Origin of the sequence: Hymenobacter sp. GOD-10R (assembly GCF_035609205.1) — a bacterium.
Lineage (GTDB): Bacteria > Bacteroidota > Bacteroidia > Cytophagales > Hymenobacteraceae > Hymenobacter.
This window is the reverse complement of sequence record NZ_CP141184.1, coordinates 3,369,265-3,395,077: the sequence shown is the minus strand read 5'-3', so window position 1 is coordinate 3,395,077 and position 25,813 is coordinate 3,369,265. Positions and strand designations below refer to the sequence as shown.

Below are 25,813 nucleotides of genomic sequence, written 5' to 3'. Positions count from 1 at the left end.
GGGACCTAGGCTACTTCCTCGGCATAAACGGACTTTTTGCTTGTGTCAAACTGCAAGCTGATACGCACGCCGTCGGCCGTGCTCACGGCCAGCTGCCCATCCAACTGGCGGCTCAAGCCCTTGATGATGACCATGCCTAGGCTGCGGCTACGCGTCAAGTCGAAGCCTAGCGGCAGGCCTACTCCGTCGTCGCTGATGGTGAGTTCATACTGCTGTGGCGCTAGGCTGACCAAGCTAATTGTGAGGGTGCCGCGTCGGGGCGGAGGAAAGGCGTGCTTGAGGGCATTGGTCACCGCTTCGTTGATGATAAGCCCGAGGGGCGTGGCCAACGTCGTTTCCAGCTCAATGGGAGCTAGGTCCAACTTCATGTGCACCGAGTGCTGGCGGTCGAAGGACTCGACCAGGTACGTGACGATTTCGCGGGCGTAATCAGCCAGATTCACGCGACCTAGGTTGTCGGCTTGGTATAGCTTCTGGTGCAGCAGGGCCATGACCTGCACCCGGTTCTGGCTTTCGCGGATGGCGGCCACGGCCTGCGGGTCCTGTAGGTGGCGCGACTGGGTTGAGAGCAGGCTGCTGACCACCTGCAGGTTGTTCTTCACTCGGTGGTGAATCTCCTTGAGCATCCAATCCTTTTCCACTAACAGCTCTTGTCGCTCCTCTAGTAGCTGGTCCTTCTCGCTGACAACCTGCTCTAGAGCGTGGTTTTTCCGGTTGATTTCTGCCTGCTGGGCTTCCAGCGCATGTTGCTTCTGTTCTAGCAAACGAGAGTTGCGCTGCTTGAGGCGGTAGCGGTTGTAGCCCAGGCCCAGCACCAAAACCAACAGGACCGCGCCCCCTAGCACGGCGTTTCGCTGAAACTCGCGCTGTCGAATGGTCATTTGTTGCACCAAGTTCCGTTTGGTCAGTAAGGCAATGCTTTGTTCGCGCTTTTCGGTGTCGTACTGAATCTGCAAGGCGGCCAGCTGCTTGCTGTTTTTCTCGCTGAAGATGCTGTCGTTGACGGCTTTGTAGCGCTTGTAGTAGGCAATGGCGGAGGGTAGCTTACCCTGGGCCGAATCAACTTTGTACAGGAGCAGGCAGGTGTGGGCCAGACTGCCGCGGGTAAGCACCACCTGGCCCGCGGCCAATGATTTAAGGAGGTAGGTCCGTGCTTTAGCGTATTGCTTAGTTGCCAGGCAGCAAGCACCAATAGTCAGATAAGCGCCATGCAGCAGGCGGGTATTATCAACGATATTCTTGCTCCTTAGGAAGGATTCTACTTGCTGGCAATAGGCAGTAGCTAGGTCATATTGCTTAGTGCGCAGGTAGCAGCTAACAAGTCCTTGGGCTACCGCTAAGCGGGAGTAATCATCCTGAGGTGGGTAGGCCTTGCTATTTTCTAAAATGAGCGCTAGCGCCTCCTGCGGCCGGTTTTCTGCGAGTAAGACGCGGGCAATGGTAGTGGTCAACCCCAGTGCCGTTTGGGTATAATGGTTGGCTTTGGCACTGCGCATGGCTAGCCGGTAGTACTGAATTATCTTTTCTCGCTGGTCGAACTGCTGGTACACGGCGCCTACCCGCATGTAGTAGGTGCACAGCATCAGGGTATCCTGGCTGCGCTTGGCACTCGCCACGGCCGCCAGCGCGTACTGGAGGGCGTCCTTGTAATTGCCTAGCGCATCGTTGGTGGCGGCGAGCAGGTCGAGGGTAGAATGCTGCTTGCGGTAGCCGGCCGCTTTATACAAGGCAAGGCTGCGCAGCAGTTCTTCCTTCGCCCGCGCTGGCTTGCCCTGCATTAAGTATGCATCCGCTAGTTCGCGGAGTACCCTAGCTTGCTGCACCGGGTCGTGCACTTCTCCAAACAGCCGAATGGACTGCTCGAAATACCGAATCCGCTGCGGGTGGAGCGCCATCGATTTTTCGTAGGTTTCGCTCAGCAGATACCAGCCGATGGCTTCCCGGCGTCGGTCGTGCCGCTGCTGGCTGCGCGCCAGGGCCTGCAACACAGCCTCCCGGCCGCCCGGGTCTTTGCGCAATAAGTATCCTAACGCGTAGTCGGCATCTATTTGGCCAGCAACATAATGCAAGGACTTACTTAGGGCCTGCGCCTGGCGAATGCACACCGCTATGGTGTCCGGCTTCTGCATGTAGTAGTAGCGAGACGACAGGTCGTTACTCCATTGCACCAGCAGCTTCACCTGGTTAGTATCAGGCGCATTGCGCCGTAGCCGGCTGCGCAGATTGTCAGCCTCGGTCTTGCTCAAGATGGGGTAATAGGGCTCCGCCTGGCTAGTGAGGGCAAGCAACGACAAGAGCGCCAATAGGTATTTCACGGAGTAATAAGTAGGGCGAACTGATAGCGAAAAATTAGTGCCTTGCTGATGATACAAAGGTAGAAGAGCCCCTAGGGGCACATTCTTGACATTTGTGGAAAAACGCCTTGACATAAGTCAAGCCTTTTGGCGGAGCGCCGCTGGCGGCCCGCGCTACCTATTTAATATTCAGCCCTCTAATGCGGCTGAGGGTTTCGGCCGAGAGCCCTAGGTAGGAGGCAATCATACGCAGCGGCACGCGCAGGGCGAGTTGGGGATAGGTTTGCACAAACTCCCGGTACTTGGTTTCCGCATCGGCGCTGATGGCCGTCTGCACCCGGCGTTGGCTGGCTAGGTAGGTGCGGCCCAATAGCCCGTCGATGAACGCGTGGAAGGCGGGTACCTCGCGGGCAAATTGGTCGAAGTCAGCCTTGGGAAACAGCATCACGTCCGAAGCTTCCAAGGCGTCAATATATTGGCGTGAGGGTTGGCCGGTTACGAGGCTTTCCCGGTCGCCGGCCCACCAGTTTTCGATGGAGAATTTGAGCATGTGCTCTACCCCTTTACCATCGATGGTATACTGCCGCAGGCAGCCTCGGCACACAAAGGCGTAAGATTGCCACACCTGCCCTTCGTGCAACAAAAACTGCCGTTTGCGCAGGTGCTTGGCGCTGCTCAGCGCCAAGCACCTGCGCAAACGCGTCCACTCATCGGCGGTCAGCTGCACGTGGGGGCGCAGGTACTGTTCAAATACGTCAACCATGTAGAAACCTCATACAACCCGCAAAATACGCAGCCTAATAGCGCCGACCTAGCAACTAGCCGCGGCGACCCCAGCGGTTTCGACCGATGCCGTTTTGGCGCTAATCCGTCATGCTGAGCTTGCCGAACAGCTTTAAATAGCGCCAGCCAGCATAAGCTTTAGCCTAGCTATTCTCCAGTACCTCTTTCAGCTTGCCCATTTCCTGCTCAATCAGCTCGACGGCCTTATAGAATGGCTCGTCGGGCATCACCTCCGGCTTGGTGAAGGTCATCATAAAGTGCGCTCCTTCGCTGCCAGCTACTACTCGGCACGGCACTAGCCAGTTGCCCTCCACAGGGTCATTAAACTCTTGGTCTAGGATGCCCAAAGCCTTGTTCGACAACATTTTTACGTGCTGGGTACCCCTAGGCCCTTCCATGAGCCAGTACCCGTTTTCGCCTGGCGTGGCGCTGAATACATTGTGAATAGCCCATTGCGGCCAATTAGCCAAGTCGTTAAGGAAGTCCCACACCCGCTCGGGGCTGGCTTTGATGTTAATAGTTTTGGTGACAGTGCTAGCCATAGATGCGGAGTGAATGCTGCCCTGTGTTCAGAAGCGGGCAATGTGAAGAAGAAAAGCTGATATTTCACTGTAAATCAAATATCTACTAGGTCATAAGTGGCGACAGTCGGTGGCGTTTCCAGCCAGCTTAGCAGTGCTACTATATCCAGAACTGAATAGCTCTTAAGCCTCCTGTCGAAGCAGCGGAGCCACCCGCGTGCCCAGCAACTCTATGGCCCGCAGGAGTTTGACGTGGGGTAGGGTAGCCACATCCAGCTGGAAGGTCACCCGCGAAATGCCGCCTAGGGCCTCGCCGTGGCGCAGAATCTTGGCCGCCACTTCCTCCGGATTGCCCACCAGCAGCGCCCCTAGGGGGCCGACCTGGGCATTGAACTGGGCACGGGTCACGGGCGAGCCGCCGCGTTCCTTGGCCCGGTTGGTGAAGGTGCGGGCGTAGCCCGGGTAAAAGTCCTCCACGGCTTCGGTCGTGGTATCGGCCACGTAGCCCAGCGAGTGTAAGCCTACTTGTAGCCGCTCAGGCGTGTACCCGGCCCGCTGGCCGGCCTCCCGGTAAAGGTCTACCAGCGGCCGGAAGCGGTGGGTATCGCCGCCAATAATGGCCACCATGAGAGGCAGGCCTAGCGTACCAGCCCGAACAAAGGACTGCGGCGTGCCGCCTACCCCTAGCCAAATGGGCAGCACCGGCTGCATAGGCCGGGGGTAAATTCCCTGCCCGGTCAGGGCCGGTCGGAATTTGCCCTTCCAGCGCAGGTGCTCCTCGCTCCGGATAGCTAGCAGCAGGTCCAGCTTTTCCTTGAATAGTGCATCGTAGTCATCTAGGTCGAACCCAAACAATGGAAACGCCTCAATCGACGAGCCGCGTCCCACCACCATTTCGGCCCGGCCCTGCGAAATCAAGTCTAAGGTGGCAAATTCCTGAAACACGCGCACAGGGTCGGCTGCGCTGAGCACCGTAACGGCGCTGGTCAGTCGTATGCGTTGGGTACGAGCTGCCGCGGCCGCCAAAATCACAGCGGGGGCCGAATCTAGAAATTCGGCTTTGTGGTGCTCGCCAATGCCAAAGACATCCAGCCCCACTTGGTCGGCTAGGGCGATGCGGTCGAGTAGCTGACTCATAGCCTCGGCCCTGCTAGGCGTGCGGCCAGTACCATTATCCAAGAGCGCCGCTGCGAAGCTGTCAATTCCTATTTGCATAAAACCTTGCGTTAGCGTGAAGTTTTATCCCGTGGCTACGTCTGCATTGAGAGTAGCCCGAGTTGTGCCCCTGTGTCGAGGCAACCACGCAAAGGTGCACCTAGGCCACAAGCCGTTTTCTTGACATTAATCAATAAATGCGGCGATGACTTATCTGCGCTCCAACTGTCCACCTAAGCAGGGTGTGTACTTCTAGGAATATGTCTACCTCGTACTCGTACTAACCTGAGTTGTATCTTCGAAAGACTTGCACGAACACGGCTTTGTTAAGGCAACTGATCTAATGACGTATGCAGCTGTTACTCTACCCATGAATACTATGGAAGCAACGAGTCCTTTGCTAGTGATTGTCGGTAGCGTCAACACCGATCTGGTCGTGCACACGCCCCACTTCCCCGTGCCAGGCGAAACCTGCCTGGGCGGCGGCTTTCAGGTGTTCCCCGGCGGCAAAGGGGCTAATCAAGCCGTCGCTGCGGCTCGGTTAGGCGCCCGCGTCGCGCTCGTAGGCAAAGTAGGGCGCGACGAGTTTGGCCAACAGGCACTGGCGAATTTGCAGCAGGAAGGCCTAGCTACCACCCACGTGTCTCAGCATGCTGAGGCGGCTTCGGGCGTGGCCTTGATCACAATTAACGCTGAGGGCCAGAACACGATTGTGGTGGCGCCGGGTGCCAACCATGAGTTGCTGCCTGCCGACATCGACGAGGCCATGGCCCTGCTCGAGGAAGCGACGTTGCTTGTGGTACAACTGGAAATCCCGCTGCTCACCGTGGTCTACTTAGTAGAATGGGCCCGCCAGCGGAATAAAAGGGTGGTGCTGAACCCGGCGCCGGCTCAACCGCTGCCCGAAGCCATGTACCGCGACTTGTTTCTGCTGACGCCCAATGAAACCGAAGCAGAACTGCTCACGGGTATCCCCGTGCGGGACGCCGACTCGGCACAGGTAGCGGCGCAGGTCTTGCGTGAGCGGGGCGTGCAGAACGTCGTGGTGACGCTAGGCGCGCAAGGGGCGTTTGTCCATACAGCTACCTACACGGGGCTGGTACCGGCGCCGCGCGTGCAGGCGGTAGATACCACCGCCGCCGGCGACGTATTTACCGGCGCGTTGGCCGTCGCCCTGACGCACGGTTGGGACTGGGAGCAGGCAGCAGAGTTTGCCTGCCAGGCGGCCGCGGTTGCCGTGACCCGACTGGGTGCACAGGTTTCTGCCCCTTATAGGCACGAGGTCATGCCTGTACCGACAGGTAAATAGCTAAGCCTGTAGTACGTAAGCCAAGGTAAAAACGGAAGAAAAAGAAGGCCTAGCTCTACCCCAAGTGCGCAGCAACAATACTGCGGCACCTGGGGTAGAGCTAGGCCAACAAGCGGCTTCGCCGCTACTTTCGACTGCGGCTATTTCAGCCGAATGCCTTGCGCTTCCATCTGCTTCTCTTGCTCCGCGTGGTTGGCCAAGAATTGCGCGTGCTGCGCTTCAGTGCGTTCGGTACCGAGGCTATCCAGGTTCTGCCGCAGCTCAGTGGCGTGCATATCGGTGCAGTACGCTGGCGTGCCGGGCTGCTGCCGCCAAGATTCGTGTAGGCTGCCGCCATCTAGGGCATCGAAGCCTAGCTCCTCGACCAGAGCCATCACTTTCTGCTTGGCATCGGCATCGTCGCCGGCCACGGGCAGGGCGATGCGACTGGGCGTGCCGGCGGGCTGTCCTGCTTTTTCGAGGTGGTCGGCCAGAATATTATTGAACACTTTCACTACCGGCCGGCCTAGGTGCTGCTGCACCCACTCGCTCTCGGTGAGAGTACCACTTTCCAGCTCGGGCAGGTGGCCATCGCGCAAGTGCGGGTAGTAATTGCTGGTGTCAATCACCGGCACCTCGGCTGACACGCCGTCGAATAAGTCTTGGGGCAGATCGGGGATGTTTATCAGTGGAATGGTGACCACGATGATGTCGCCGTAGTGAGCCGCCTCCTTAGCGGTGACCGGGGTAGCACCGGTTTTCTGGGCCACGTCGCCCAGCGTTTCGGGGCCGCGCGAGTTGGCAATTTGCACGGAATGGCCTAGGCTAACGAGCCGCACGGCTAAAGCGCTGCCAATGTGGCCGGCGCCGATAATTCCAATTTTCATAGGGGAGGAGGGTGATAGGTACGGGTTGAGCAACGGCTTCGCGCCGCGGCGTTATCTAAGACCATCTAGCCATCCGATTGTTTTCGCGCGTCGTCGCGCGGTGCTGGAGTGCTTGCTTACTCGAAAGCGGCTTCCTTGCAAGGGGAACTTGGCGACGCGCCAGTGTAAGTCTCCGTCAAGCTCCTGTTTTCTACCGTTGATTGCCTCATCCGGACGTGATTCGCTACTCTTGGTTTCAGGACCTTCCGTATTATACGAAGCTCCGGACTACGAGCTAGCCCCCCTTAAAACGGCGTCCCACGAAATGCCGAATAGCACTGGCTTACTAGTTCAGCTTGGAGACGCATCCACTTTTGCGCATAGTGCGTTCAAGGTGAACTATGTACTTCACAAACCCACTCCACCATGCGAAATAAACTGTTACTATTTATGGCTGCGCTCCTGCTCAACGGCGCGGCTTGCACGCCAGAGTTCGACGGGGAAAACCCGCTGAATTCGATTCTGGTCCAACAAGAAACCTACAAGTTGCCAGGTGACCAGCTGTTTCCCGAAGGCATTGCCTACAACTCCCGAAAAGGCGTTTTCTATGTGGGTAGCACCCTCAATGGCGACGTCATCCAAGTGGGCGTCGCGAGTGGGACCGCGAGCCTCTTTGCCGCGGGTGCAGCGCAGGGCCGTCTGGATTGCCGAGGCATGAAAACCGATGCCCAGAACCGCTTGTGGATTGCTGGCGGGCAAGAAAACAAGATTCACGTGCTGAGCCCGCAGGGGAGTTTGATCAAAACGTGGGATACCAAAGCACTATTTGGCTCTGGTTTTATCAACGACTGTGCAGTCGATGCTAACTACATCTATTTCACTGACTCGCGCGTGCAGAAGATCTACCGAGCGGCCGTAGGAACGGCCACACCCGGCGACGTCGAGGAGTGGCTCGCCTTCACCGACCAGCAGATTCCCTACGGCGCGGGCTTCAACGCCAACGGCATCGCCTTGACGGCCGATGGCCGTTACTTGATCCTAGTTATTTCCAATACGGGTAAGCTGTTTCGCATCGACCGTAGCAGCAAGGCCATCACGGAAATTCAGCTCGATCAACCCGTCACGGCTGGTGATGGTTTGTGGCTGAGTGGCACCACCCTCTACGTTTCGCGTAACGTGACGGGGCAGCTTTTTCCGGTGCAGCTAAACAACACGTATACCCAAGGCACCGTCGGGGCTGGCTTCGGCAACCAGCTGAAGTTCAACACCACAATTGCGCGGGCCGGCGACTACTTCCTCGTGGTTAATTCGCAACTGAACCTGCGGCCTACGGGTACCACGCCTCCGCCAGCACTGCCCACCTTGCCGTTCACCGTTTCGCGCGTAACGATTCCCTAGCAGGGTAAGGAGGGAGCAGGCTGCTTTTAGCGGGTTGCTTGTTGCGCTTCAAATTGGTCAGTAGAGCAGGCCTTCGTCGTAGAAAGCTTGCTCTACTGAGCCGGAAAGAGTTTCTAACACCGCCGTTTGCCCACGGGGGCTGCGCGAGCGGGAGGCTCGTGCCCAGGGCTACCAAGTACGGGTAGCGACCATGCCAGCGCAGATGCTGCAGGAGTCCACTTGATTGCTGAAGGCTGTGGTTGAAGAAGGCACCGGCCAGATACTAGGCTGCCCGCTGTTCTGTGCTGAAGCAGGAGAGGTTACTACTACTGTGCAGGTGACTATGAAGGCGGGCGTGCGCTACGAGGTTCTGCGCGACACTTTTACATTCATCCTTCAATGACCGAGGCGCTAAACGACTTGCTTGGCAAAGTGTAGCAACCAGTTTGGCTGGAAGCCTTGCTGCGGTTCTGCTCATAGTGCCACCTAGGTAGGTTGCGATTCCGAGGAAAGCATGAAGGTGGAGTCTACCTCGCGTGGGGCATATCCGTAGGGGTTTCCCCGCCATTTGCCTGCGCGCAGCACTACCCACAAGCCAAGGGCAATTAGGGGCAGGCTCAGCAATTGGCCCATGTTGAGCAGCAGGCTCTTCTCAAACGCTACTTGGTCTTCTTTGAGAAACTCCACGCCAACACGAAACGAGAATTCTAGGGTTACAAACAAACCAAACAGCAGGCCACGTGGCGTTTTCTCCTGGTATTTCTTCCACAACCCGAATAGCAGCAGGAACAGAAACACACAGAACAGCGACTCATAAATTTGTGTGGGGTGGCGAGGTACCGCCATCTGCCAGGAGGCGGTATGCCACTGACCCGGTGAAAGTAGTTCCAACTTTTGCCCGCCAAGTTCCAGGTGTCGTTGCACCAGTACAGCTCCGGGAGGGGCCGGGAACGTCGGTGTCTGTAGGTGTCCTGTGGCCCGGGGGAACACAAACGCCCACGGCACGTGCGTAGGCTGGCCAATAATCTCCGAGTTCATCAGGTTGCCCAATCGGATGCAGGCGCAGCCCACTGCGGCCACGATGGCCATGCGGTCCAGTAGCCAGAGATAGTCAAAGCGGTGGCGGCGACTGAATAGCCAGATGGCCAGCAAAATCCCAATAATGGCCCCGTGGCTAGCCAGCCCGGCCCACGGAAAGACAAAGAAGATTTCCATCGGATGCTGCGAGTAGTAATCCCAATCATAAAAGAGGCAATGCCCCAGGCGAGCACCCAACACGGTCCCGAACAGCATGTAGGGGATAAGCGCATCTACCCACTTAGCGGCTACCTTTTCCGTTCGGTAGATGTGCGCTATGATAAAGGAGCCAAACACAAAGCCTGACATGAAGAACAGCCCGTACCAGGTGAGCTGGAAAAATCCAAAATCATAGAGCACGGGGGTAGCCGTCCACATAACTGTAGCAAAGAAATTCATCGCAGGAAGAAGATTAGTATTACACCCTATAGGTGGCTTGCACCTAGTGCTTTATGCCTATTTTATTAACGAGTACTCTACTCATTGTTGGCCAGAGAAATGGAGAATTTGCGATTGGTTGCCGGACATCGCAAAGGGCAGTCCCCGCTCCATTAGCAGCCGCTGAAACCGAAGGACAGGAGCACGAGACACAACTGCAGCAGCACCCGCTTTGGACGTAGTGCCCAGCGCGTGCTAGGAGTGCTAGGGCTAGAGGACGGCAGCAGGGCGGCGAGTTGGGCCTCGCTCCAGAGGTCTTGTTGCTCCACGTGCTGCTTGTGGGCTTCCCATAAGGAGGTAAGTTCTTCTCGGTTCATAGCAATTGCAGCTTCAGGTACTTTTCCAGCTTCCCTTTGAGGCGATAAAGCCGGGTGCTGACATTCGTGGTGCTCAGGTCTAAAAGAGTTGCTATCTCTTGGTAAGAGTGGCCTTCCAAGTGTAGTAATATCAGGGCTTTGTCTACCGCCGAGAGTTGGTGAATCGCTTCTTCTAAGAAGTAAACCGCGTCCGCAGGAGCAGTCGTGTCTTCGGGGTTGGGAAGGTGCTGCAGCTGCTCGCTCCAGCGTACATATTCCGGCTGGGCTTTCTCGTGGCGGAGACGCGAAAAAATGGTGTTGAGCGCCACCCGGTACATCCAGGTGGATACTTGAGCGGCGGCTTTGAAAGAAGGGTACGACTTCCAGAGTTGCAGCACGATTTCCTGAAAAGCATCCTGCCGATCCTCCACCCGCGGGTAGTAGAAACGACACAGGCTATGTAGGCGCCGTTGTTGCGTCGATAAAAGGCGGAGAAATTCCTGCTGGAGCGCGGCGGACGACACGAGAAAAGAGAGGAAGGCGGACAGAAATATTAGTCGCTAGAAGCCAGTAAAAAGTCACACGCGACCAAAAAATATTTTTTGGGAGGAAAATACATCACGTTACCACAAAGCCGGCCCGCACTATCTCGACTTAGCAACGGGTTGTCACCTAGCTGTATCTGGCTGCCATGGGCGCTATAGATAGCCTGTTTGGCTTATCGTTTCTGGAGCTGCTCATTGCCATCATGGACAGCGCCGTTTACGATGAATTTTCTCAGCTTACTAGTCCAGCCACACCGTAAACGCTAGATTGGGTTCTAGTTATATTAACGAACAACGAGTACTATGGCATTAGCTCCCATTCTCTTAGTCGGTGGTTCTGGTATTGTCGGGCGGTGGGCGGCCCGTTTGCTGCACGCCGCGCACCCTAAGGTGCCCCTCCTGCTCGGGGGGCGTGACCTAGCTAGGGCCCGGGAAGCTGCGGCCGAAAATGCCGGGGCGGAGGGCGTGGCGTTAAACCTCGACACTGCTGACCTAGGGCTCGGTGAGCGGCCGGTCAGTGCGGTAGTCGTGTTGTTTACGGACGACAAAATTGCGGCACTCCGTTTTGCTCAGGCCCGTGGCGTGCCGTACCTGAGTATTTCGCCTGGCATCATCGAGATGGGCCCCGAGGTGGCGGCTTACATCCACCAGCCGCAGGCTGCGCCGGTCGTCTTGGGTACGGAATGGCTAGTAGGAGCCACCACCATTCCCACGCTAGAGTTCGCTAAGGCGTTTGGGCGGGTGCACAACATCACCATCGGCGCTTTGCTTGACGAGCAGGATGCCGCCGGCCCGGCCGCTAATGCCGACTTAGAGCGTCAAACCAAGACTATGCCCGCGGCCCTCACGCGCCAGGACGGGGCCTTTACGTGGCGCGTGGGCGATGAGGCCCGCACCTCGTTCCGCGCCGTGGATGGCACCGACATGGAAGCGTCGACTTTCTCGGTCTACGACGTGCTAGGCCTGGCCACGGCCACCGGCGCGCCAAATGTGCACTTCAAGCTTGCCCTAGGCGTGAGCTCTTCCCGCCGCCGGGGCGAGCCGATGTCAACCGAAATTCTCATTGAGCTGGCGGGAGAAGACCACGCAGGCCAACCGCTGCGCACCCGGCACGCGGTGGTGCACCCGCAGGGGCAAATGCCGCTGACGGGGCTAGGCGTAGCCATGCTCCTGGAGCGGTTGCTAGGACTCGACGGCAAGCCGGCTGTGCCGGCCGGGCTGTACTTCCCTTACCAATTGTTGGAGCCCGCCGCCTATTTCGCCCGCTTACAACAGATTGGAGGCCAGGTTTTGACGCTGGATGTGCTCTGATGACAGTCTAGGTTTATATGAATCAGGCCCCGTTATGCAGTGTTCTATGCTGCATGACGGGGCCTGATTGGTATTCAAGTCCTCTATTTACTCGTCTATCTCGGTGGAGAAGGCCACGGCTTGCTGCGCATCTAGCTCCGCTAGGCGCTGAACCAAGGCTGCCCGGATTTTAGTATAAGCCTCACGCCCGAGCGTTAGCCGCCGCGGAGCGGGGCTTTGATCTACGGAAGCGAGCATGGCGTCTACCATTTTGACCGGGTCGCCGGTTATGGCAAAGCTGCCGTTGCTCACGCCGCGCCGGACGTCGCCGGCGGGCGTAGTCTCGTATTCGGGCAGGGGTGTAGCATGGACTAGCCCGCTGCCAAAGTTCGTGCGGGCTGGGCCGGGCTCGACCAGTGTAAACTCGATGCCGAACGGCGCGACTTCCTGGGCCACGGCTTCCACGAAGCCCTCGATGCCCCACTTGGTGGCGTGATAGTAGCCAAAATTAGGGTAGGCAATCTGCCCGCCCTCAGACGAAAGCTGGAGGATGCGCCCGCCGCCTTGGGCCCGCAAGTGGGGCAGCGCGGCGCGGATAACCTGCATGGAGCCAGTCAGGTTGGTAGCTAGCTGCTGCTGAATTTGCTCGTCGTCGGCTTCTTCGCCCGCGCCGAACAGGGCATAGGCGGCGTTGTTGACCACCACGTCGATGCGGCCTAGGTCGGCGAAAGCCTGGCCGATGACGCGGCGCACGGCCGCCGTGTCGGTTACGTCCAGCGCGGCCACCCAGAGCTGCTCGCCGTACTGGGCTTTCAGGTCGTGAAGGGCGTCGGGCTTGCGGAGCGTGGCGGCCACTCGCTCGCCGCGGGCCAGGAGTTTTTCGGTCAGGAGGCGGCCGAAGCCGGCGGAAGTGCCGGTGATAAACCAGGTTTTCATAGGGCTGTTAATCAGTGCGTTGATTGACTCAGGGGCAGAGGTCCCGTTTGCTCCACAAAAGTATCCTAGCTCCCTACGGGCCTGCTAACGCCAATCAAACCAATGCCGACGCCAATCAAACCTGCCGCAAGGCGGAGGGCGCGCAGCCGGCCACTTTGCGAAACAGTTGGGCGAAATGCGTGGGCTCCTCGAAGCCAAGGCAGTAGCCGATGCGGCTAATGGGCCAGTCGGTATGCAGCAGCAAGGTGCGAGCCTCCTGCACCAGGCGCTCAGCCAACAGGTGGGACGTGGACTTGCCGGTGGCGGCCTTCAGCACACGGTTAAGGTAGTTGACGTGCACGGCCAGGCGGTCGGCAAAATCGGCAGGCGTGCGCAGCTCCAGGCGTCGGGCCGGGGTCACGATGGGGTACTGGCGGGCTAGCAGCGCGTGGAAGGCCGCAACCAGGCGCTCGGGGCCGCTGGTGGTGCGCGCTTCTTCCACGGGAGCCAGTTTCAGTGCCCCGTGGATGCACGTCATCAGGTAGTGGTACAGCAGCTCGTCCTTGGCGGGGTAGTCGGAATCCTGCTCAGCCAGCATTTGCTCGAACAAGCGCACAAAGCCGGCGTGCTGGTCGGGCGTGAGGCGGAAAAAGCTAGGTCGGTCGGCCGCAAAAACGGCCCAATCGGCCGGCCGCATGAGCGTGCGCGTTGGCACAAATTCCTCTGTGAAAACGCAGCAATAGCCCCGGCAGGTGGCATCGGCGGGCAGCTCCCAGGCGTAGGGTATCTGCGTGTTGGTAAACACCAGCGCGGGCTCTTCGAGGGCTAGCTCTAGGCGCTGGTGGGCGTAGTGGTAGGTCGAGGGCCCGGTGCTGAGGGTGACTTTGAAAAAGTCCTTGCGGCTATAAACGCCCATCAGCTCAAAGTCAGCGAGAAAGTCCTCTAGCCGCCACGCTCGAAAGTGCCCCCCGCTCGGCCAAGTAGCCCTGAACAATTGTGCGGGCTGATGGGCGTAATAGTCGGCCAACTTCTGCTGGTGTATCATCGAAGCTGTTTAGGTAAGTCTATGAATTCAAACCTCGCCGTCATGCTGAGCCTGCCGAAGCATCTCGCGTGCAGTAGTAACTCCAATCACTAGGGTTTACCAGTGCACGCGAGATGCTTCGACAAGCTCAGTATGACGGCCTGACAAATTCATCAGTAAAACGAGGTTCCTGCTTGCGTATCAAGCTGAAAGCAACGGTTGAGGTTTAGGCGAATGTGAAATAAACGCCGTGAGCACAGCGCTGAGATAATGTCTCTAGCCAACTACGCATCCAACGTATCTGTTGAGGGCGTTGCATAAAGCCAACCTTTGAACAGGTGCGTTAAGAACGGCATAATTAGCCACGTCATCAGCACCATTACGACGCTCGTGACAGCCAAACTGCCGAGCCACGGCGGCCAGGAAACTACGACTGGCTCGAGTAGCATGGGTACCAGCCTAATCGTCGGGTAAATGCCTAGCATCGTGACCAGCGCCATTTTCCACTTGGGCGGGGTGCCTGCTACGCCGCGGTTCGCACCCGTAAACCACCCTTCTAACCCGTTGATGCGCTGCACCCGCGCTGCGCCCACCGTCAAGACGTCGCTTTGGGCTTTGCAGGCGCGGCAGAGGGTCGAGGTTTGCCAGGCGCGTAGCTCTTCGGGCGTGGTAAACTGCAAGATGAGCTGCCATTCGCCACTGACCGCGTCGGGTGTAGGCTGGAGCAGGTGGCCACCCATAAAACCCGGGGAAGTGCTGGCGGCTCGCAGCGTTGCCTGCGCCACTTCTTCCAGCGCCGTCTCCGAACCAGCTTTAACGTACCACTTTATATCAGCGGCTGTTTGCGAGGACGAGAGGGTAGGGCTGGAAGAATGCATAAGCTTTCTTGCTGGGATGACAGTGAAACTGGTATGAATTGCTAGGTCCTGTCTATTGGCTTGGCTGGTGCATTTTAGGAAGCAGAAAGGTGGCCGTGAGCAACACTGTATGCTGCCAGTGCACGCGCCGCGGCTCGTAGCTCGCCCACCAATTCCAATAGAGCGCTTGCACCGTGATGCCAGTCGTGGGTTGAAACTGCACACCGATTTGGGAGCGCACCTCTTGCAGCCCGGTGTCGGTGCGATACACAAACGGCTCGGTGTTGAGCACCAAGCTTAGGTGCGGGCTGAGCCTGGGCACCATATCCACCAGGGTGCGAAGCCGGTAGGTGGGCTGCCGCTGCCGCCCCTCGTAGCGCAGTGGCGTAAACCAGAGACGGTCGAGCGTGAGCTGCCAGCGTGGGTGCAGAGTCCGGGTGGTCAATTCTTGGCCCACTTGCAACTGAGCTAGCTGGGCAGTGCCCTGTTGGTCGGCCAGCCCCGTCACGTATACCAGTGAGCAGGTGAGCTGCTGCCAAGGTACGGTGTAGCTGACCCGGCCCAAGCCCACCCGCAAAAACGTGCGCGTCAGGTTCTCATAGGCCACGTAATTAGGTGAAACTTCCAGCGCCCAACGGCTGCTGTCGGGGTGCCATTTGGCACTCACCCAATTCCAACTCACTAAGTCGGCTTGCTGCTGCGCGTGGCTAGCTCCTGGTTGTGGCGCCAGACCAAGCAAAGCACTAGTTAGTAAGAAGTGGCGCATGGCAACTAGGTGCCCAGTAGCTTGTCGAGGGTAATGGGCAGGGAAGTGATGCGCTGGCCGGTGGCGTGGAAAATGGCGTTGGCAATGGCCGCCGCTACGCCCGTAATACCTAGCTCGCCTAGGCCTTTTACCCCTAGGGGGTGGCCCCGGCTGTCGTCTTCCTCCACCAAGATGATGTCGATGTCGGCCACGTCGGCATTGGTGGGAATCAGGGCTTCGCCCAGGCTGTCGTTGGTCCAGTGACCGGTGCGCTCGTCCATCTCTGTTTGCTCTAGCAGAGCCTGGCCTAGGCCCCATACCATGCTGCCCATCAGTTGGCTGCGCACCAGCAAAGGATTGAGGATGCGCCCTCCGGCAAAGGCGCCTACCAGTCGCTCTACCTGCACGTGCATAGTATCGGGGTCCACGCTCACCACGGCGAACTCGGCCCCGAACGCCTCGCGGCCATAGCTGCTATGGCCCATGGTGCGCCCGGTAGTAGCTTCTTCCTGAATGGGTGCCTCGGGGTGGCGAGCCATGGCCGCGGCCACGGTTTCGCTAGCCCCGTTGGGTGCTACGATGCGCCCGTTTTCTACCCGCAATTGGTCGGCGGCAAGGCCGAGCAGCGGCGAGGCTTTATCGGCTACTACGCGCTGAAGCAACGTTTTTTGCACCTGCTGGGCCGCTTCTTGGATGGCCGCCCCGCCGCTGAGCGTAGTCATTGAGCCCACGGTCATGCCGCCGTAGGGTAGGCGGGTGTCGCCCCACTCTAGGCGCACGTGTTCTAGGGGCAGCCCGAGGGTTTCGGCAGCCAATTGGGTGAAAGCCGTGATCATGCCCTGGCCGATTTCGTGGTTGGCCGTTTGCACTACGGCGCGGCCATCGGTACCTAGCACCACGCGGGCGCGGGCCGGCAGCTGAAGGGTGGGATAGATGGCCGTGGCCATGCCGTAGCCGAGCAGCCGGCCGTTTGCTGCGCGCATGCTGCCTACTTGCGGGTTGCGCTGATGCCAGCCCACGCGCGCTGCCCCTTGGGTGTAGCACTCCCGCAGCGCCTTGCTCGACCATTCTTTGCCGGTATCCGGCTCCGTCTCGGCGTAGTTGCGCAGGCGGATTTCGAGCGGGTCGAGGCCGAGCTGGTGGGCCAGGGTATCGAGCGCGCTTTCGAGGGCAAACTGGCCGTTGGGCGCGCCGGGGCCGCGCATCCAGCCGGGGGCGTTGGTGTCGAGGGCGGCGGCCTGCACGTGCAAACCTAGGTTGGGCGTGGCGTACACTTTCGTGGTTCCTTCACCGATGGGCGCCACAAACTGCCCGGCCGTGCCCTTGGCCAGCAGCGCGTCGTGTAGCACGGCTTGCAAGCGGCCCTCAGCATCGGCCCCCAGCCGGATGCGCTGGTGCATCTCGCCCCGAAAGGGCATCAGGGTGAAGGTTTGGGCGCGGTCGAGCACCAGCTTCACAGGCCGGCCAGTTAGTTTGGCGGCCATGGGAGCTAGCAGCAGGTGCACATTAGCGTTTTTGCTGCCGAAGGCCCCGCCCGTCATCGTAGAAATTACCCGCACTTTGTGGTGAAACTCAATGCCGCCCAGCACCTGCGCCACAATGTTGGGCAGCCGCTCTTTCAGCCCGAACCCAAACGCCTCGCCCAGAATCACAGCGTCGCCGTAGCTGAACTGGGTGGGCAGGTGCACCGTGAGTCCTCCGTCGGCCTCCCAAGCCGCTACGATGGCGCCCGGCTCCATGGCATTGTGGTGGTGGGCCGCCGTGTTGAAGGTCATATCTACCTGGTGCGAGGCAGCGGCAAACGCCTTTTCGGGGTGGCCGACCTGCACCTGGCCGGGGTCGCCTGCTCCTACTTTTTTCACGTCTGCGGCCCGACCGCGGCCCTGCGCCAGCGTAAAGGCGGCCCCTAGGTCGGGCGGCGAGTATGTGATGTGCACCAGCGCCGCCGCGTCGCGGGCGGTGGCGAGCGTGTCGGCCACTACTACGGCCACGGCCTGCCCGTAGTAGTGCAGCTGGTCGTCCTGCAAGGGTAGCAAATTCCCGATTTCGGCCCCGTTGGTAGCCAGCACAGTGTGGAGGCGGGGCGCATTTTCGTGGGTGAGGATGAGGCGCACGCCCGGCAGCTGGCGGGCTGCGCTGGCGTCAATGTGCAGGATGCGGCCCGTGGCTTGGGTGCTAGTTACGACCACGGCCGCGTCGAGTACCCCGCCTGTCAGGTCAGGAGTGAAGTCGCCGGCGTAGCGGGCGCGCCCGGTGAGTTTGTCGCGGCCTTCCAGCCGGCGCGGGCTGCCAGGCGCCGGCAGTGGGGGTAGCTCGGCGCCGGTGGGCTTGGGGGAGTTAGATACCATAAGGAAAAGGCTTAGCGGATGTGTTTGTCGGACTGCGACTGCGGGGTGCCGGCGGCGGCCTGCTGGCAGGCGCGCACAATGGTGCGCCGCGCCAACGTCAGCTTGAAATCGTTTTCGCCCTGCCCTAGGGCCCCGGCTAGCAACTCATCGGCCGCCACCCCAAATGCCTCGGCACTGGGAAGTTGACCCTCCAGCACAGCCTCGGCGCTGGCCACGCGCCAGGGCTTGGGCGCCACGCCCCCTAGAGCTATTCGGGCCTCCTGGATACGGCCAGCTTCGTCGAGGCGCATGGCCACGGCCACCGACACCAGCGCAAAGGCGTACGAGAGCCGGTCGCGAATTTTGAGGTAGGTGTAGTGCTGCCCGAAGTCGCTGGGCGGCAGGTCGATGGCCGTTACCAACTCGCCGGGCAGTAGGTTGTTGTCGCGCCACGGCTCGGCGCCGGGCAAGCGGTGGTAGTCGGCAATGGGTACAACCCGCTCCCCGTCCGGCCCCAGTAGGCGCACTTGTGCCTCGAGTACTCGCAGCGCCACAGCCATATCGGAAGGGAAGGTGGCGATACAACTTTCGCTGGCACCCAAGATGGCTAGGTCCCGGTTGTGGCCCCCGATGGCCGCGCAGCCGCTGCCGGGCGTCCGCTTGTTGCAGGCGGCCGCCACATCGTAGAAATAGGGGCAACGGGTACGCTGGTTGAGGTTGCCGCCGTTGGTGGCCGCATTGCGCAACTGCGCGCTGGCTCCGGCCAGGATAGCGCTGCTGAGCAGCGGGTAACGGGCCCGCACTCGCACATCGTACGCCGTGGCGGCATTGGTGGTGAGGGCCCCTAGCCGTAGCCCGCCGTCGGGCAGTTCCTCGATGTCGTGCCAGGGCAGGCGGTTGATGTCCACCAGCGCCGCGGGCTGCTCGATGCGGTATTTGAGCAAGTCCACCAAGTTGGTGCCGCCGGCGAGGATGTGCACCTGCGGGGTCGTGCCGGCTTGCACAGCCTCGGCAGCCGAGGTGGTGCGGAAGTAGCCAAAGTTTCTCATGGGGCGGGCTGCTGGGTGAGGAGAACGGAGAGGATGGCATCGGTGATGTGGGGGTAAGCACCGCAGCGGCAGAGGTTGCCGCTCATCAGCTCGCGCACCTCGTCGCGGGTGCGGGCATGACCTTCGTGGAGCAGGCCCTGGGCCGAGCACAGCTGGCCGGGCGTGCAGTAGCCGCACTGGTAGGCGTCGTAATCCAAGAAGGCCTGCTGCAACGGACTCAGCACATCGCCCTCGGCTAGGCCCTCCACTGTGGTGACGGTGGCTTCGTCGTGGCTCACGGCTAACGTCAGGCAGCTTACCCGCCGCTCACCGTTGAGCAGCACGGTGCAGGCGCCGCACTGCCCATGGTCGCAGCCTTTCTTGGTGCCCATCAGCCCCAGGTGCTCGCGCAACAAGTCGAGTAGGGTGGTGCGCGGCTCCACAGCCAGCTCGTGCAAGTGGCCATTGATAGTCAACGCCACGGGTACTGGCGCCTGACTAAAAGGAAAGACTTCAGGCATAGACAGCTAGAAAAAGTGTGAGAAACCAACTAGTACCGCGCCAGCGGATGGCCTAGGTATAGCACCAGTAGCGCCAGCAGCAAAAACGGCACCTCGGCCGCCGCGCCCGGCAGGTTGTGATGCGTGAGCTGCAACGTGAGAATGAGTAGGATGCAAGCCGCCGATGTGTAGCCGCCCGCCCAAAATGTGGCCGGCAGCAGCGTACCCACCGCTCCAAGCAACACGACCGCGCCCAGCGCCACTTGCCCTGACCGACTCATGCCCAGCGGCTCGAGCAGCGCCACCACGGCTGGGCGCCCCTGCAGCATGGCCCAGCCCTGCCGAGCGCTCAATGCGGCACTGGCCACCAGTAGTCCGGCAGCCACTAGTTTCAGAAAAAGGGCCATTTAGGATAAGAAAGTAGAAACGCACTAGGAGAAGCTGACAACCGTTGGGCAGGCTGACTCCGAGAATGCCACCAGTGCCTTGGCCTCATTAACTAGCAACTTCCTTTGCAACTTGTCTTTTGGAAACAGCTCCGCTTTGACCAGCCGCGAAGGCAGGTCGGCCGCTTAACTTATCAGCTAAGCAGGGAGAGCAAGCAAAACTACTGATTGCTTAACTACTTATCCTACAGGGATATTTGTGGAATATTGCGCCTTGCTGTTGCGTTCTTGCGTTTTTTGAAAGCTGCTCGGCAGCCAGGCCTTACGCTGGGCGCTGGCGGGTGATGCTCACTGGTAGCTGGCCCGTGTGGCGGGCATAAAGCTGCGTGAAATGCGCATGGCTACTATACCCGACGGTGGCGGCCACCTGCTTCACGCTCAGGTCAGAGTTGCGCAGCAGCTCAGTGGCGCGCACCATGCGTTCATTGATTAGAAATTGGTTGGGCGTGAGCCCGGTAGTGCGCTTAAAAACGCGGCAGAAATGGTATGAACTCAGAAACACTAGTTCCGCCAAGTTCTCCAGGCGGATAACGACACCTAGGTGGGCCTGTACGTAGTCGCGCACCCGTTGCAGTTGGGCAGGCGTCAGTTTGCCGCGGCGGTCGGGCAACACGTGCGAGAAGGCACAGTGGCGGCGCAGCAGCTGCGCCGCCAGTAGTTGCGTGGCACTTTCGGCAAACAAGCTTTCCGGTCCGGGGGTAGCGGCCACTTCTTGCGCCAGCGTATAACTCAGCTGATAGAGCAGCGGGTCGGGAATATTGCAGCCCTCGGCTACTTCCACCCGGGCCGGATTGAGGCCAGCCGTTTCGGCCGTGCGAGCTAGTAGTGTTGGTGGCAAGTACAGGTGAGCCGTGCGGATAGGGGCGGGGGTGAGGGCCGCCCACTGCATCTCGTAGGGCTGGTGGTGCGGCGTCGTAAGCTTTACCGTGCCGGGCCGCGAAATGTAGCTTAGCGTGTGGCCGTTGCTGCGCACCTGCATATTGGTAGTGCCCGACAGCAGCAACATCAGGCGCAATTGACTAGGTGGCAGCAGGTTCGTTAGTTCGATACACGCCGGCTCGGCAAACAGCTGCACGGCCAGCTGGGGCCAGCGCTGCTCGCCTAGCAAGCTGGTTTGCCTAGGGCTAGCTTCAGTAAAGGCAGGATGAAACGATTGAGGCGTTTTGGGCGCTCGGTCATCGTACCGAAGCGTGTTGACATTACCAGAGAAAGTCATAGAACGCTAAGGTGCGAGAGTTTTCAATAAAGTGAATACTGGCTAGGTAGTTCGACTTTGTCGAGGTAGGGTTGTCGACAATGAGCAAGTTAGTCGCTCTCAGTCGGTGTAAGCTACGCCATGTAGCAGACTACTTGTGTATCTAGCAGCCATCAAAGTACCAGTTTGTTTCGGTAAGCAGCCCCGACTTTCACAGAGAGTCTGGGTTGCTTAGCTCATAGGCTGCGTTGGGTTATTTCTTTCTCATTTCACATAAGGCAACATGTTTAAAGAGCAGAAGAAACGCTCGGCAAGCGCTTGTGAACCAGACGGTAGATTAAGCAAAGCCGCCGTTAGCCCCGATGTTCTGGCCCGTAACCCAGCTGCTCTCGTCGCTGGCTAGCAGCAGCACCATGCGGGCGATGTCTTCCGGCTCACCGATGCGGTTGAATGCTGCCATCGCCCCTAGACGGTCAATCACCTCCTGTGGCTTGCCCTTCGTGAAGAGTTCCGTATTGACTGGCCCAGGCGAGATGCTATTGACGCGGATGCCGCGCCCGCCCATTTCTTTGGCAAACACGCGCGTGAGCTGCTCCACAGCGCCTTTGCTGGCGCATTATGCCGCGTAGGTGGGCAACATGAGCCGTGTCACGGAGCTGGAGAAATTGATGATGCTACCTCCGTCGGCTAATTTCGTAGCCGCCTCACGCAGAGTGTTGAACACGCCCGTCACGTTGATGGCTAGGGTGCGCTGCAAGTCCTCGTCGGTGGTGTCCTTCAGCAAGCTCAGCTTCATGATACCGGCGTTATTCACCAGCACATCCACCCGGCCGAAGCGAGCAATGGCCTCGGCAAATAAGCGGCGCACATCACCTGCCTGGCTCACATCGGCCTGCACGGCTAGGGCTTGTCCACCAGCTTGTTCGATAGCGGCCACTACGGCCTCGGCTTCGGCTTGACTCCCGGCGTAGTTGACGATAACCTGGGCTCCAGCTTGAAAGGCGGCGTGGGCAATGGCCGCGCCAATGCCGCGCGAAGAACCGGTGATGAGGACTACTTTATCGCTTAAGACTGGCACAAGAAACGGCGTGTAGAAGTGAAGAAAAAGTTATCCTTTGCTCAAACGAGGTCAGTAATAGCACGTTTTGCGGCATCTTGCGATATGCTAGCGGCATCTTGCACTTTTGAGTGCCAGTCCTAGCTGATGCTCACCTCAGCACTGACTAGCTAGACCGACCAGCCGCCATCCACGTTCAGGGTGGCGCCCGTAATGTAGCCGGCCGCCTCACTGGCCAGAAAGGCAACCACTTCGCCTACTTCCTGCGCTGTGCCAAACCGGCCTAGGGCAATAGGTTGCAGCAGGCTAGCCACCGTTGCAGGGTCAGTTGGGGTCATGTCCGTATCGATGAGGCCTGGCTGGATGATATTAGCCGTAATGTGGCGCGGAGCTAGGTCGCGGGCCCAGCCGCGAGTGTAGGCAGCCAGCGCGCCTTTCGAGGCCGCGTAGTCACTAGTACCAGCATACGGAGTGCGAATATTTGACCCCGACCCAATGGTGATAATGCGCCCACCTGGGGCCATGTGCTGAACGGCCGCCCGCACCGTCTGGGCGGTGCCGTAGGTATTGACCTGCCACAGGTGGGCTAGGGCCTCCTCATCGGGCGCAGCCTCATCGACCGGGCTGTGCACGTATACACCGGCGTTGTTGACCAGAATATCCAACTGGCCAAAGTGCGCTACTGCCGTGCTGATGGCTTGTTGAACTTCAATGGGCTGGGCTGTATCGGCTTGCAGGGCCAGTACTTGGGCGCCGGCCAGTGCTAGTTCTGAAACCAGCGCCTGAGCTGGTTCCACGCCCCGCACGTAAGTAAAAGCCACGCGCACGCCTTCAGCGGCTAAGGCCCGCACAATCCCGGCGCCAATACCCCGGCTACCTCCCGTGACGAAGGCGGCTTTATTTGATAAACCTTTCATTGCTTTATAGTTAAGATGGAATGCCTAGGCAATGTCTCGCCGGCGCAACAAAGGTCTGGAAGGGGAATAGGGCAGGCAACACGGGAAAAGTTATTCGGGTACTGATAACTTTAGCGCATTGGGCTGTTTTGTTCTCTGTGCCGCGCTGGCACCCGTGCCGTCGTCAACCCTACTACCTATGTATCAGAAAAAAATAGAACGTACCCTAGATTGCGGGGTGGTCTTGACTAAGGAAGTGCTGCATGGAAAGTGGAAGTCAACGCTGCTTCACTTTATTGCCCGCGGCGTGCGGCGCCCGAGCGATTTACAGCGGTCCATCCCTAGTGCAACCCGGCGGGTGCTCACCATCCAGCTCAACGAGCTAGAGCAGCACGGCCTGATTGGCAAAACCATCTTTCCGCAGCTTCCTCCCAAAGTAGAGTACCACCTCACCCAGTTGGGAGAGTCGCTGCTGCCCGTAATTGACGTGATGGAGCAATGGGGTAATGAGCACCGAGCCACCCTGGAACCGCTGCTTGCGGCCTCACCTGGTGCCCCGAACGTAACTGAGAGCTAGTCTTTTCAGATTACCAGTGCCAAGCACTAGTGGGTCCTCATTCTTTTGCTGCACATAGGCCTGGATGGTTCTTCGCATATGGTCTTTGCGTAAGCGGCTCTCATCGCGCTGCACCTGCTGCCCGTGCCGGCTGACTCCATTGAAGTCGAAATGTGGCTAGCACGGATTAAGAAGCAGGAGACTCGTTTGCATTTCCAGCGACTGGTCCCGCCAGTCGCTGGAAACGTAGGTGGTGTGTCAGTTTGCTAAGAATATGGGCTCATTTATCTTGGCGGTGCACTCCTTCTGCGGTATATACAGGGCCGCGTCACGAACCAGCTCTGGATGGCCGCGCGAGGTGCCGTGGAGCAATTGCGCAAAGCACTGCGGCTCGGCTACACGCTGAGCTAACAGCAGCCCCAGCTAACAGAAGAACTGAGCCAACAACTTAAGTTAGCACTCCAACACTTACTGAGCCACTACCAGAAAGCATTGCGGAACCTCACCACCATGCTCACGCGCAAAAGGGATTGTCGGGCTGGGTGGTAACAGGTAGCAAAGACTAGGAAGGCTGCTTGCTGCGAGAGATACGCTTGTCCACGGCAGTGTATGAAGCCATGGTGGCCCATGGCTATGGGCAGGAGGCCATTCAGAAGTTGGGGGAACTTGTAACTAGAGGATAGTAAACCTGTCTCAATGGGTAGAGGAAACTTGTGTGCTGTTTGGCAAGACTAAACCTAGGTACCACGCTTGAAGCCAGAAGAACGGATTAATCCGTCGAGACAAGAATGCCTGAGTACAATAAGCTACTATGAACCGACAAAGAATTATAAAGCTCACTAAAACGTATGGTCGTAATGCATAGTTAAATAAACTGCCACTTTCTTTTGCTAAATCAAATAAGTGTCTTATTTTTAAGCAGTTACATAAGGACTTTGTGATTTGTTGCAGGTTAGTGTTCTTCTTATTAAAAAACCAATATAATCCTATGTCAGTACCAGCTCGTGATTCGAAGAGTGAAACAGCCAAAGCTTCACACAGAACTGGCGAAAAATCTCAAAAAGCAAACAATACATTTGACTCCGGTTACTTCTTTATTAAAACGGCTGATGCAAAAACAACTAAACGTATACAAGTAAATAAAGAAATACCTCAGATAGTAATAGAAGTAAATGTTCCTCTTAACAAAATCAAAGAATTAGAGCAAATAATAGATAAAATAAAAGAAGTAAACAAGGGAAATAAAATAGTTATATCAATAATTATAGGGCTAAATGCTCCTGTTGATAAATTCGATCAGCATTCTCCTTCTGATATAAATGAGTATAAAACCAAGGATTTAAGAAAGAAAGTAGAAAGTAAACTGCAGGGTTTAGAAGGCCCGGCTACAAAATTGATTAGCTATTTAGAAAGAGAAGATACAAAGAATGGGCTAAATGGCGTGTTAGGGACAGTAATTCCTTACGTATGGACATCAACAAATACGCAGCCTCAAACAGAAGGACAGGCTGTAAGCTATAATTATCCTTTTTTTGACGGTCGGAGTCTACTTACTTTAGATGATGGAGCACAGTATGTATATAAAAGTCTAGATGGAGCATCAATAGCTGTACGTGGTATGGATATAGATGTTATTAATGATCCTTTGCTCGATGTTGCTAACATAGATAAAGTAAAGATTTTGATAAAATCGTTAGCATCTGGAGAATTTAATATTTTTACTGGTGGTTACGATTGGGATATGAACGATGAAAGGTTAGATGATAAACAAAAAGATATTGTCGCCAATATCAATAAGTATGAAACCTTGCTAAGAATAGCACTTTTTAAATCTAATCCTGCTTATGTTTATTTTCCTGAGCCTAATTTTTATTCTGATTTAAGTACCAGAGAAATTGGTGCTGAAAAACTGAAAAACTTTAGCGGAGAAGCTAGAACAGAAAAAGTTCAACAAGGGGAGAGTTATTTCTATACAAACGAAGATTTGATTAAAAAATACGGTTCAGCATTTAAAACGACAAAGCCACTTAAAACATATTTTGAAAATATATTCGCTGTTATAAAAAAATTATGTAAAAATCAGGGAGATAATAGATATAAATTAGATAAAAGTAGCTTTATTAAAGAAATAAGTAAAGTTATTGAAGACGTGAGACAATCACATATGTCTTGGGCTAATGTCAACCGTAATATTAAAAATATGAATACTAATAATATGCCCAGTAGCTCTGAGCAGGATGAGATAAAAAAGACAATTGATGAACATAGAATAAAATGCGCAGAAGAAATTTATAATACATTATTCAATCAGGAGTAAGTGTGATAATATAGAAGATT

The 25,813-nt window shown here is 57.5% G+C and carries 24 protein-coding genes and 1 pseudogene; 6 read left to right on the top strand and 19 right to left on the bottom strand.

Translation table 11 applies throughout. The annotated features are described in order from the left end of the window. Positions 1–5: 5 nt before the first annotated feature. From SD425_RS13650 to SD425_RS13635, 4 genes are all read right to left on the bottom strand, one after another. The gene (locus SD425_RS13650; RefSeq protein WP_324670490.1) at positions 6–2,315 is read right to left on the bottom strand and encodes a histidine kinase dimerization/phosphoacceptor domain -containing protein; all 2,310 of its coding nucleotides are present in this window, start codon (positions 2,313–2,315) and stop codon (positions 6–8) included. Between the two features lie 157 nt (positions 2,316–2,472). After that, a complete protein-coding gene (locus SD425_RS13645; RefSeq protein WP_324670489.1) occupies positions 2,473–3,057 on the bottom strand; it encodes a Crp/Fnr family transcriptional regulator in 585 nt (194 codons plus the stop codon). A 163-nt stretch (positions 3,058–3,220) separates the two neighbouring features. Continuing rightward, positions 3,221–3,619 (bottom strand): SRPBCC family protein, encoded by a 399-nt coding sequence (locus SD425_RS13640; RefSeq protein ID WP_324670488.1) that lies wholly within the window; start codon positions 3,617–3,619, stop codon positions 3,221–3,223. Positions 3,620–3,781: 162 nt separating this feature from the next. Then, a complete protein-coding gene (locus SD425_RS13635; RefSeq protein ID WP_324670487.1) occupies positions 3,782–4,813 on the bottom strand; it encodes an LLM class flavin-dependent oxidoreductase in 1,032 nt (343 codons plus the stop codon). Between the two features lie 319 nt (positions 4,814–5,132). On the opposite strand from SD425_RS13635, the gene rbsK reads away from it, so the two are divergent. After that, on the top strand, positions 5,133–6,062 hold the full coding sequence (gene rbsK / locus SD425_RS13630) for a ribokinase (RefSeq protein ID WP_324670486.1): 930 nt from the start codon (positions 5,133–5,135) through the stop codon (positions 6,060–6,062). Positions 6,063–6,202: 140 nt separating this feature from the next. Here rbsK and SD425_RS13625 read toward each other — a convergent pair whose 3' ends face one another. Next, a complete protein-coding gene (locus tag SD425_RS13625; protein WP_324670485.1) occupies positions 6,203–6,928 on the bottom strand; it encodes an NADPH-dependent F420 reductase in 726 nt (241 codons plus the stop codon). Between the two features lie 429 nt (positions 6,929–7,357). On the opposite strand from SD425_RS13625, the gene SD425_RS13620 reads away from it, so the two are divergent. Then, a complete protein-coding gene (locus SD425_RS13620) occupies positions 7,358–8,305 on the top strand; it encodes an SMP-30/gluconolactonase/LRE family protein (protein WP_324670484.1) in 948 nt (315 codons plus the stop codon). A gap of 235 nt (positions 8,306–8,540) precedes the next feature. After that, positions 8,541–8,687, top strand: coding sequence for a hypothetical protein (locus tag SD425_RS30020; RefSeq protein WP_416381001.1), 147 nt, complete (start codon positions 8,541–8,543; stop codon positions 8,685–8,687). Positions 8,688–8,770: 83 nt separating this feature from the next. On the opposite strand, the gene lgt is transcribed toward SD425_RS30020, so the two are convergent. The 3 genes from lgt to SD425_RS13605 all read right to left on the bottom strand — a co-directional run bounded on the left by lgt (position 8,771) and on the right by SD425_RS13605 (position 10,619). Next, positions 8,771–9,760 (bottom strand): prolipoprotein diacylglyceryl transferase, encoded by a 990-nt coding sequence (gene lgt / locus SD425_RS13615; protein WP_324670483.1) that lies wholly within the window; start codon positions 9,758–9,760, stop codon positions 8,771–8,773. 152 nt (positions 9,761–9,912) lie between these two features. Then, a complete protein-coding gene (locus SD425_RS13610) occupies positions 9,913–10,116 on the bottom strand; it encodes a hypothetical protein (protein ID WP_324670482.1) in 204 nt (67 codons plus the stop codon). After that, on the bottom strand, positions 10,113–10,619 hold the full coding sequence (locus SD425_RS13605) for a sigma-70 family RNA polymerase sigma factor (RefSeq protein WP_324670481.1): 507 nt from the start codon (positions 10,617–10,619) through the stop codon (positions 10,113–10,115). The genes SD425_RS13610 and SD425_RS13605 overlap by 4 nt, the downstream gene beginning before the upstream one ends. A 324-nt stretch (positions 10,620–10,943) precedes the next feature. On the opposite strand from SD425_RS13605, the gene SD425_RS13600 reads away from it, so the two are divergent. Continuing rightward, positions 10,944–11,951 (top strand): hypothetical protein, encoded by a 1,008-nt coding sequence (locus SD425_RS13600; protein WP_324670480.1) that lies wholly within the window; start codon positions 10,944–10,946, stop codon positions 11,949–11,951. Between the two features lie 87 nt (positions 11,952–12,038). Here SD425_RS13600 and SD425_RS13595 read toward each other — a convergent pair whose 3' ends face one another. The 11 genes and pseudogenes from SD425_RS13595 to SD425_RS13545 form a co-directional block, all read right to left on the bottom strand. Further along, positions 12,039–12,866 carry an SDR family oxidoreductase gene (locus SD425_RS13595; protein ID WP_324670479.1) on the bottom strand — a complete coding sequence of 276 codons (828 nt, stop codon included), beginning with the start codon at positions 12,864–12,866 and terminating at the stop codon, positions 12,039–12,041. A 115-nt stretch (positions 12,867–12,981) separates the two neighbouring features. Next, positions 12,982–13,890: a helix-turn-helix transcriptional regulator gene (locus tag SD425_RS13590; RefSeq protein WP_324670478.1), complete on the bottom strand. Its 909-nt coding sequence runs from the start codon at positions 13,888–13,890 to the stop codon at positions 12,982–12,984. Between the two features lie 263 nt (positions 13,891–14,153). Next, positions 14,154–14,747 carry an antibiotic biosynthesis monooxygenase gene (locus tag SD425_RS13585; protein ID WP_324670477.1) on the bottom strand — a complete coding sequence of 198 codons (594 nt, stop codon included), beginning with the start codon at positions 14,745–14,747 and terminating at the stop codon, positions 14,154–14,156. Between the two features lie 52 nt (positions 14,748–14,799). After that, positions 14,800–15,492, bottom strand: a complete 693-nt coding sequence (locus SD425_RS13580; RefSeq protein WP_324670476.1) for a hypothetical protein — start codon at positions 15,490–15,492, stop codon at positions 14,800–14,802. A gap of 5 nt (positions 15,493–15,497) precedes the next feature. Then, positions 15,498–17,819, bottom strand: coding sequence for a xanthine dehydrogenase family protein molybdopterin-binding subunit (locus tag SD425_RS13575; RefSeq protein WP_324679478.1), 2,322 nt, complete (start codon positions 17,817–17,819; stop codon positions 15,498–15,500). A gap of 11 nt (positions 17,820–17,830) precedes the next feature. Next, positions 17,831–18,847, bottom strand: coding sequence for a xanthine dehydrogenase family protein subunit M (locus SD425_RS13570; RefSeq protein ID WP_324679476.1), 1,017 nt, complete (start codon positions 18,845–18,847; stop codon positions 17,831–17,833). Continuing rightward, complete coding sequence (locus tag SD425_RS13565) at positions 18,844–19,347, bottom strand: (2Fe-2S)-binding protein (RefSeq protein WP_324679474.1); 504 nt, start codon at positions 19,345–19,347, stop codon at positions 18,844–18,846. The genes SD425_RS13570 and SD425_RS13565 overlap by 4 nt, the downstream gene beginning before the upstream one ends. Positions 19,348–19,376: 29 nt before the next feature. Next, positions 19,377–19,733, bottom strand: coding sequence for a hypothetical protein (locus SD425_RS13560; protein WP_324679472.1), 357 nt, complete (start codon positions 19,731–19,733; stop codon positions 19,377–19,379). 301 nt (positions 19,734–20,034) lie between these two features. Further along, the gene (locus SD425_RS13555) at positions 20,035–20,988 is read right to left on the bottom strand and encodes an AraC family transcriptional regulator (RefSeq protein WP_324679470.1); all 954 of its coding nucleotides are present in this window, start codon (positions 20,986–20,988) and stop codon (positions 20,035–20,037) included. A 316-nt stretch (positions 20,989–21,304) separates the two neighbouring features. Beyond that, positions 21,305–22,045 (bottom strand): annotated as a pseudogene (locus SD425_RS13550) (SDR family oxidoreductase). Between the two features lie 149 nt (positions 22,046–22,194). Next, a complete protein-coding gene (locus SD425_RS13545) occupies positions 22,195–22,941 on the bottom strand; it encodes an SDR family NAD(P)-dependent oxidoreductase (RefSeq protein WP_324679468.1) in 747 nt (248 codons plus the stop codon). A gap of 178 nt (positions 22,942–23,119) precedes the next feature. Between SD425_RS13545 and SD425_RS13540 the strand changes: the two genes are divergently transcribed. Together SD425_RS13540 and SD425_RS13535 are read left to right on the top strand one after the other, a co-directional pair. After that, positions 23,120–23,497 carry a helix-turn-helix domain-containing protein gene (locus SD425_RS13540; RefSeq protein WP_324679466.1) on the top strand — a complete coding sequence of 126 codons (378 nt, stop codon included), beginning with the start codon at positions 23,120–23,122 and terminating at the stop codon, positions 23,495–23,497. A gap of 967 nt (positions 23,498–24,464) precedes the next feature. Beyond that, positions 24,465–25,793, top strand: coding sequence for a hypothetical protein (locus SD425_RS13535; protein WP_324679464.1), 1,329 nt, complete (start codon positions 24,465–24,467; stop codon positions 25,791–25,793). The last annotated feature ends 20 nt before the right edge of the window (positions 25,794–25,813 follow it).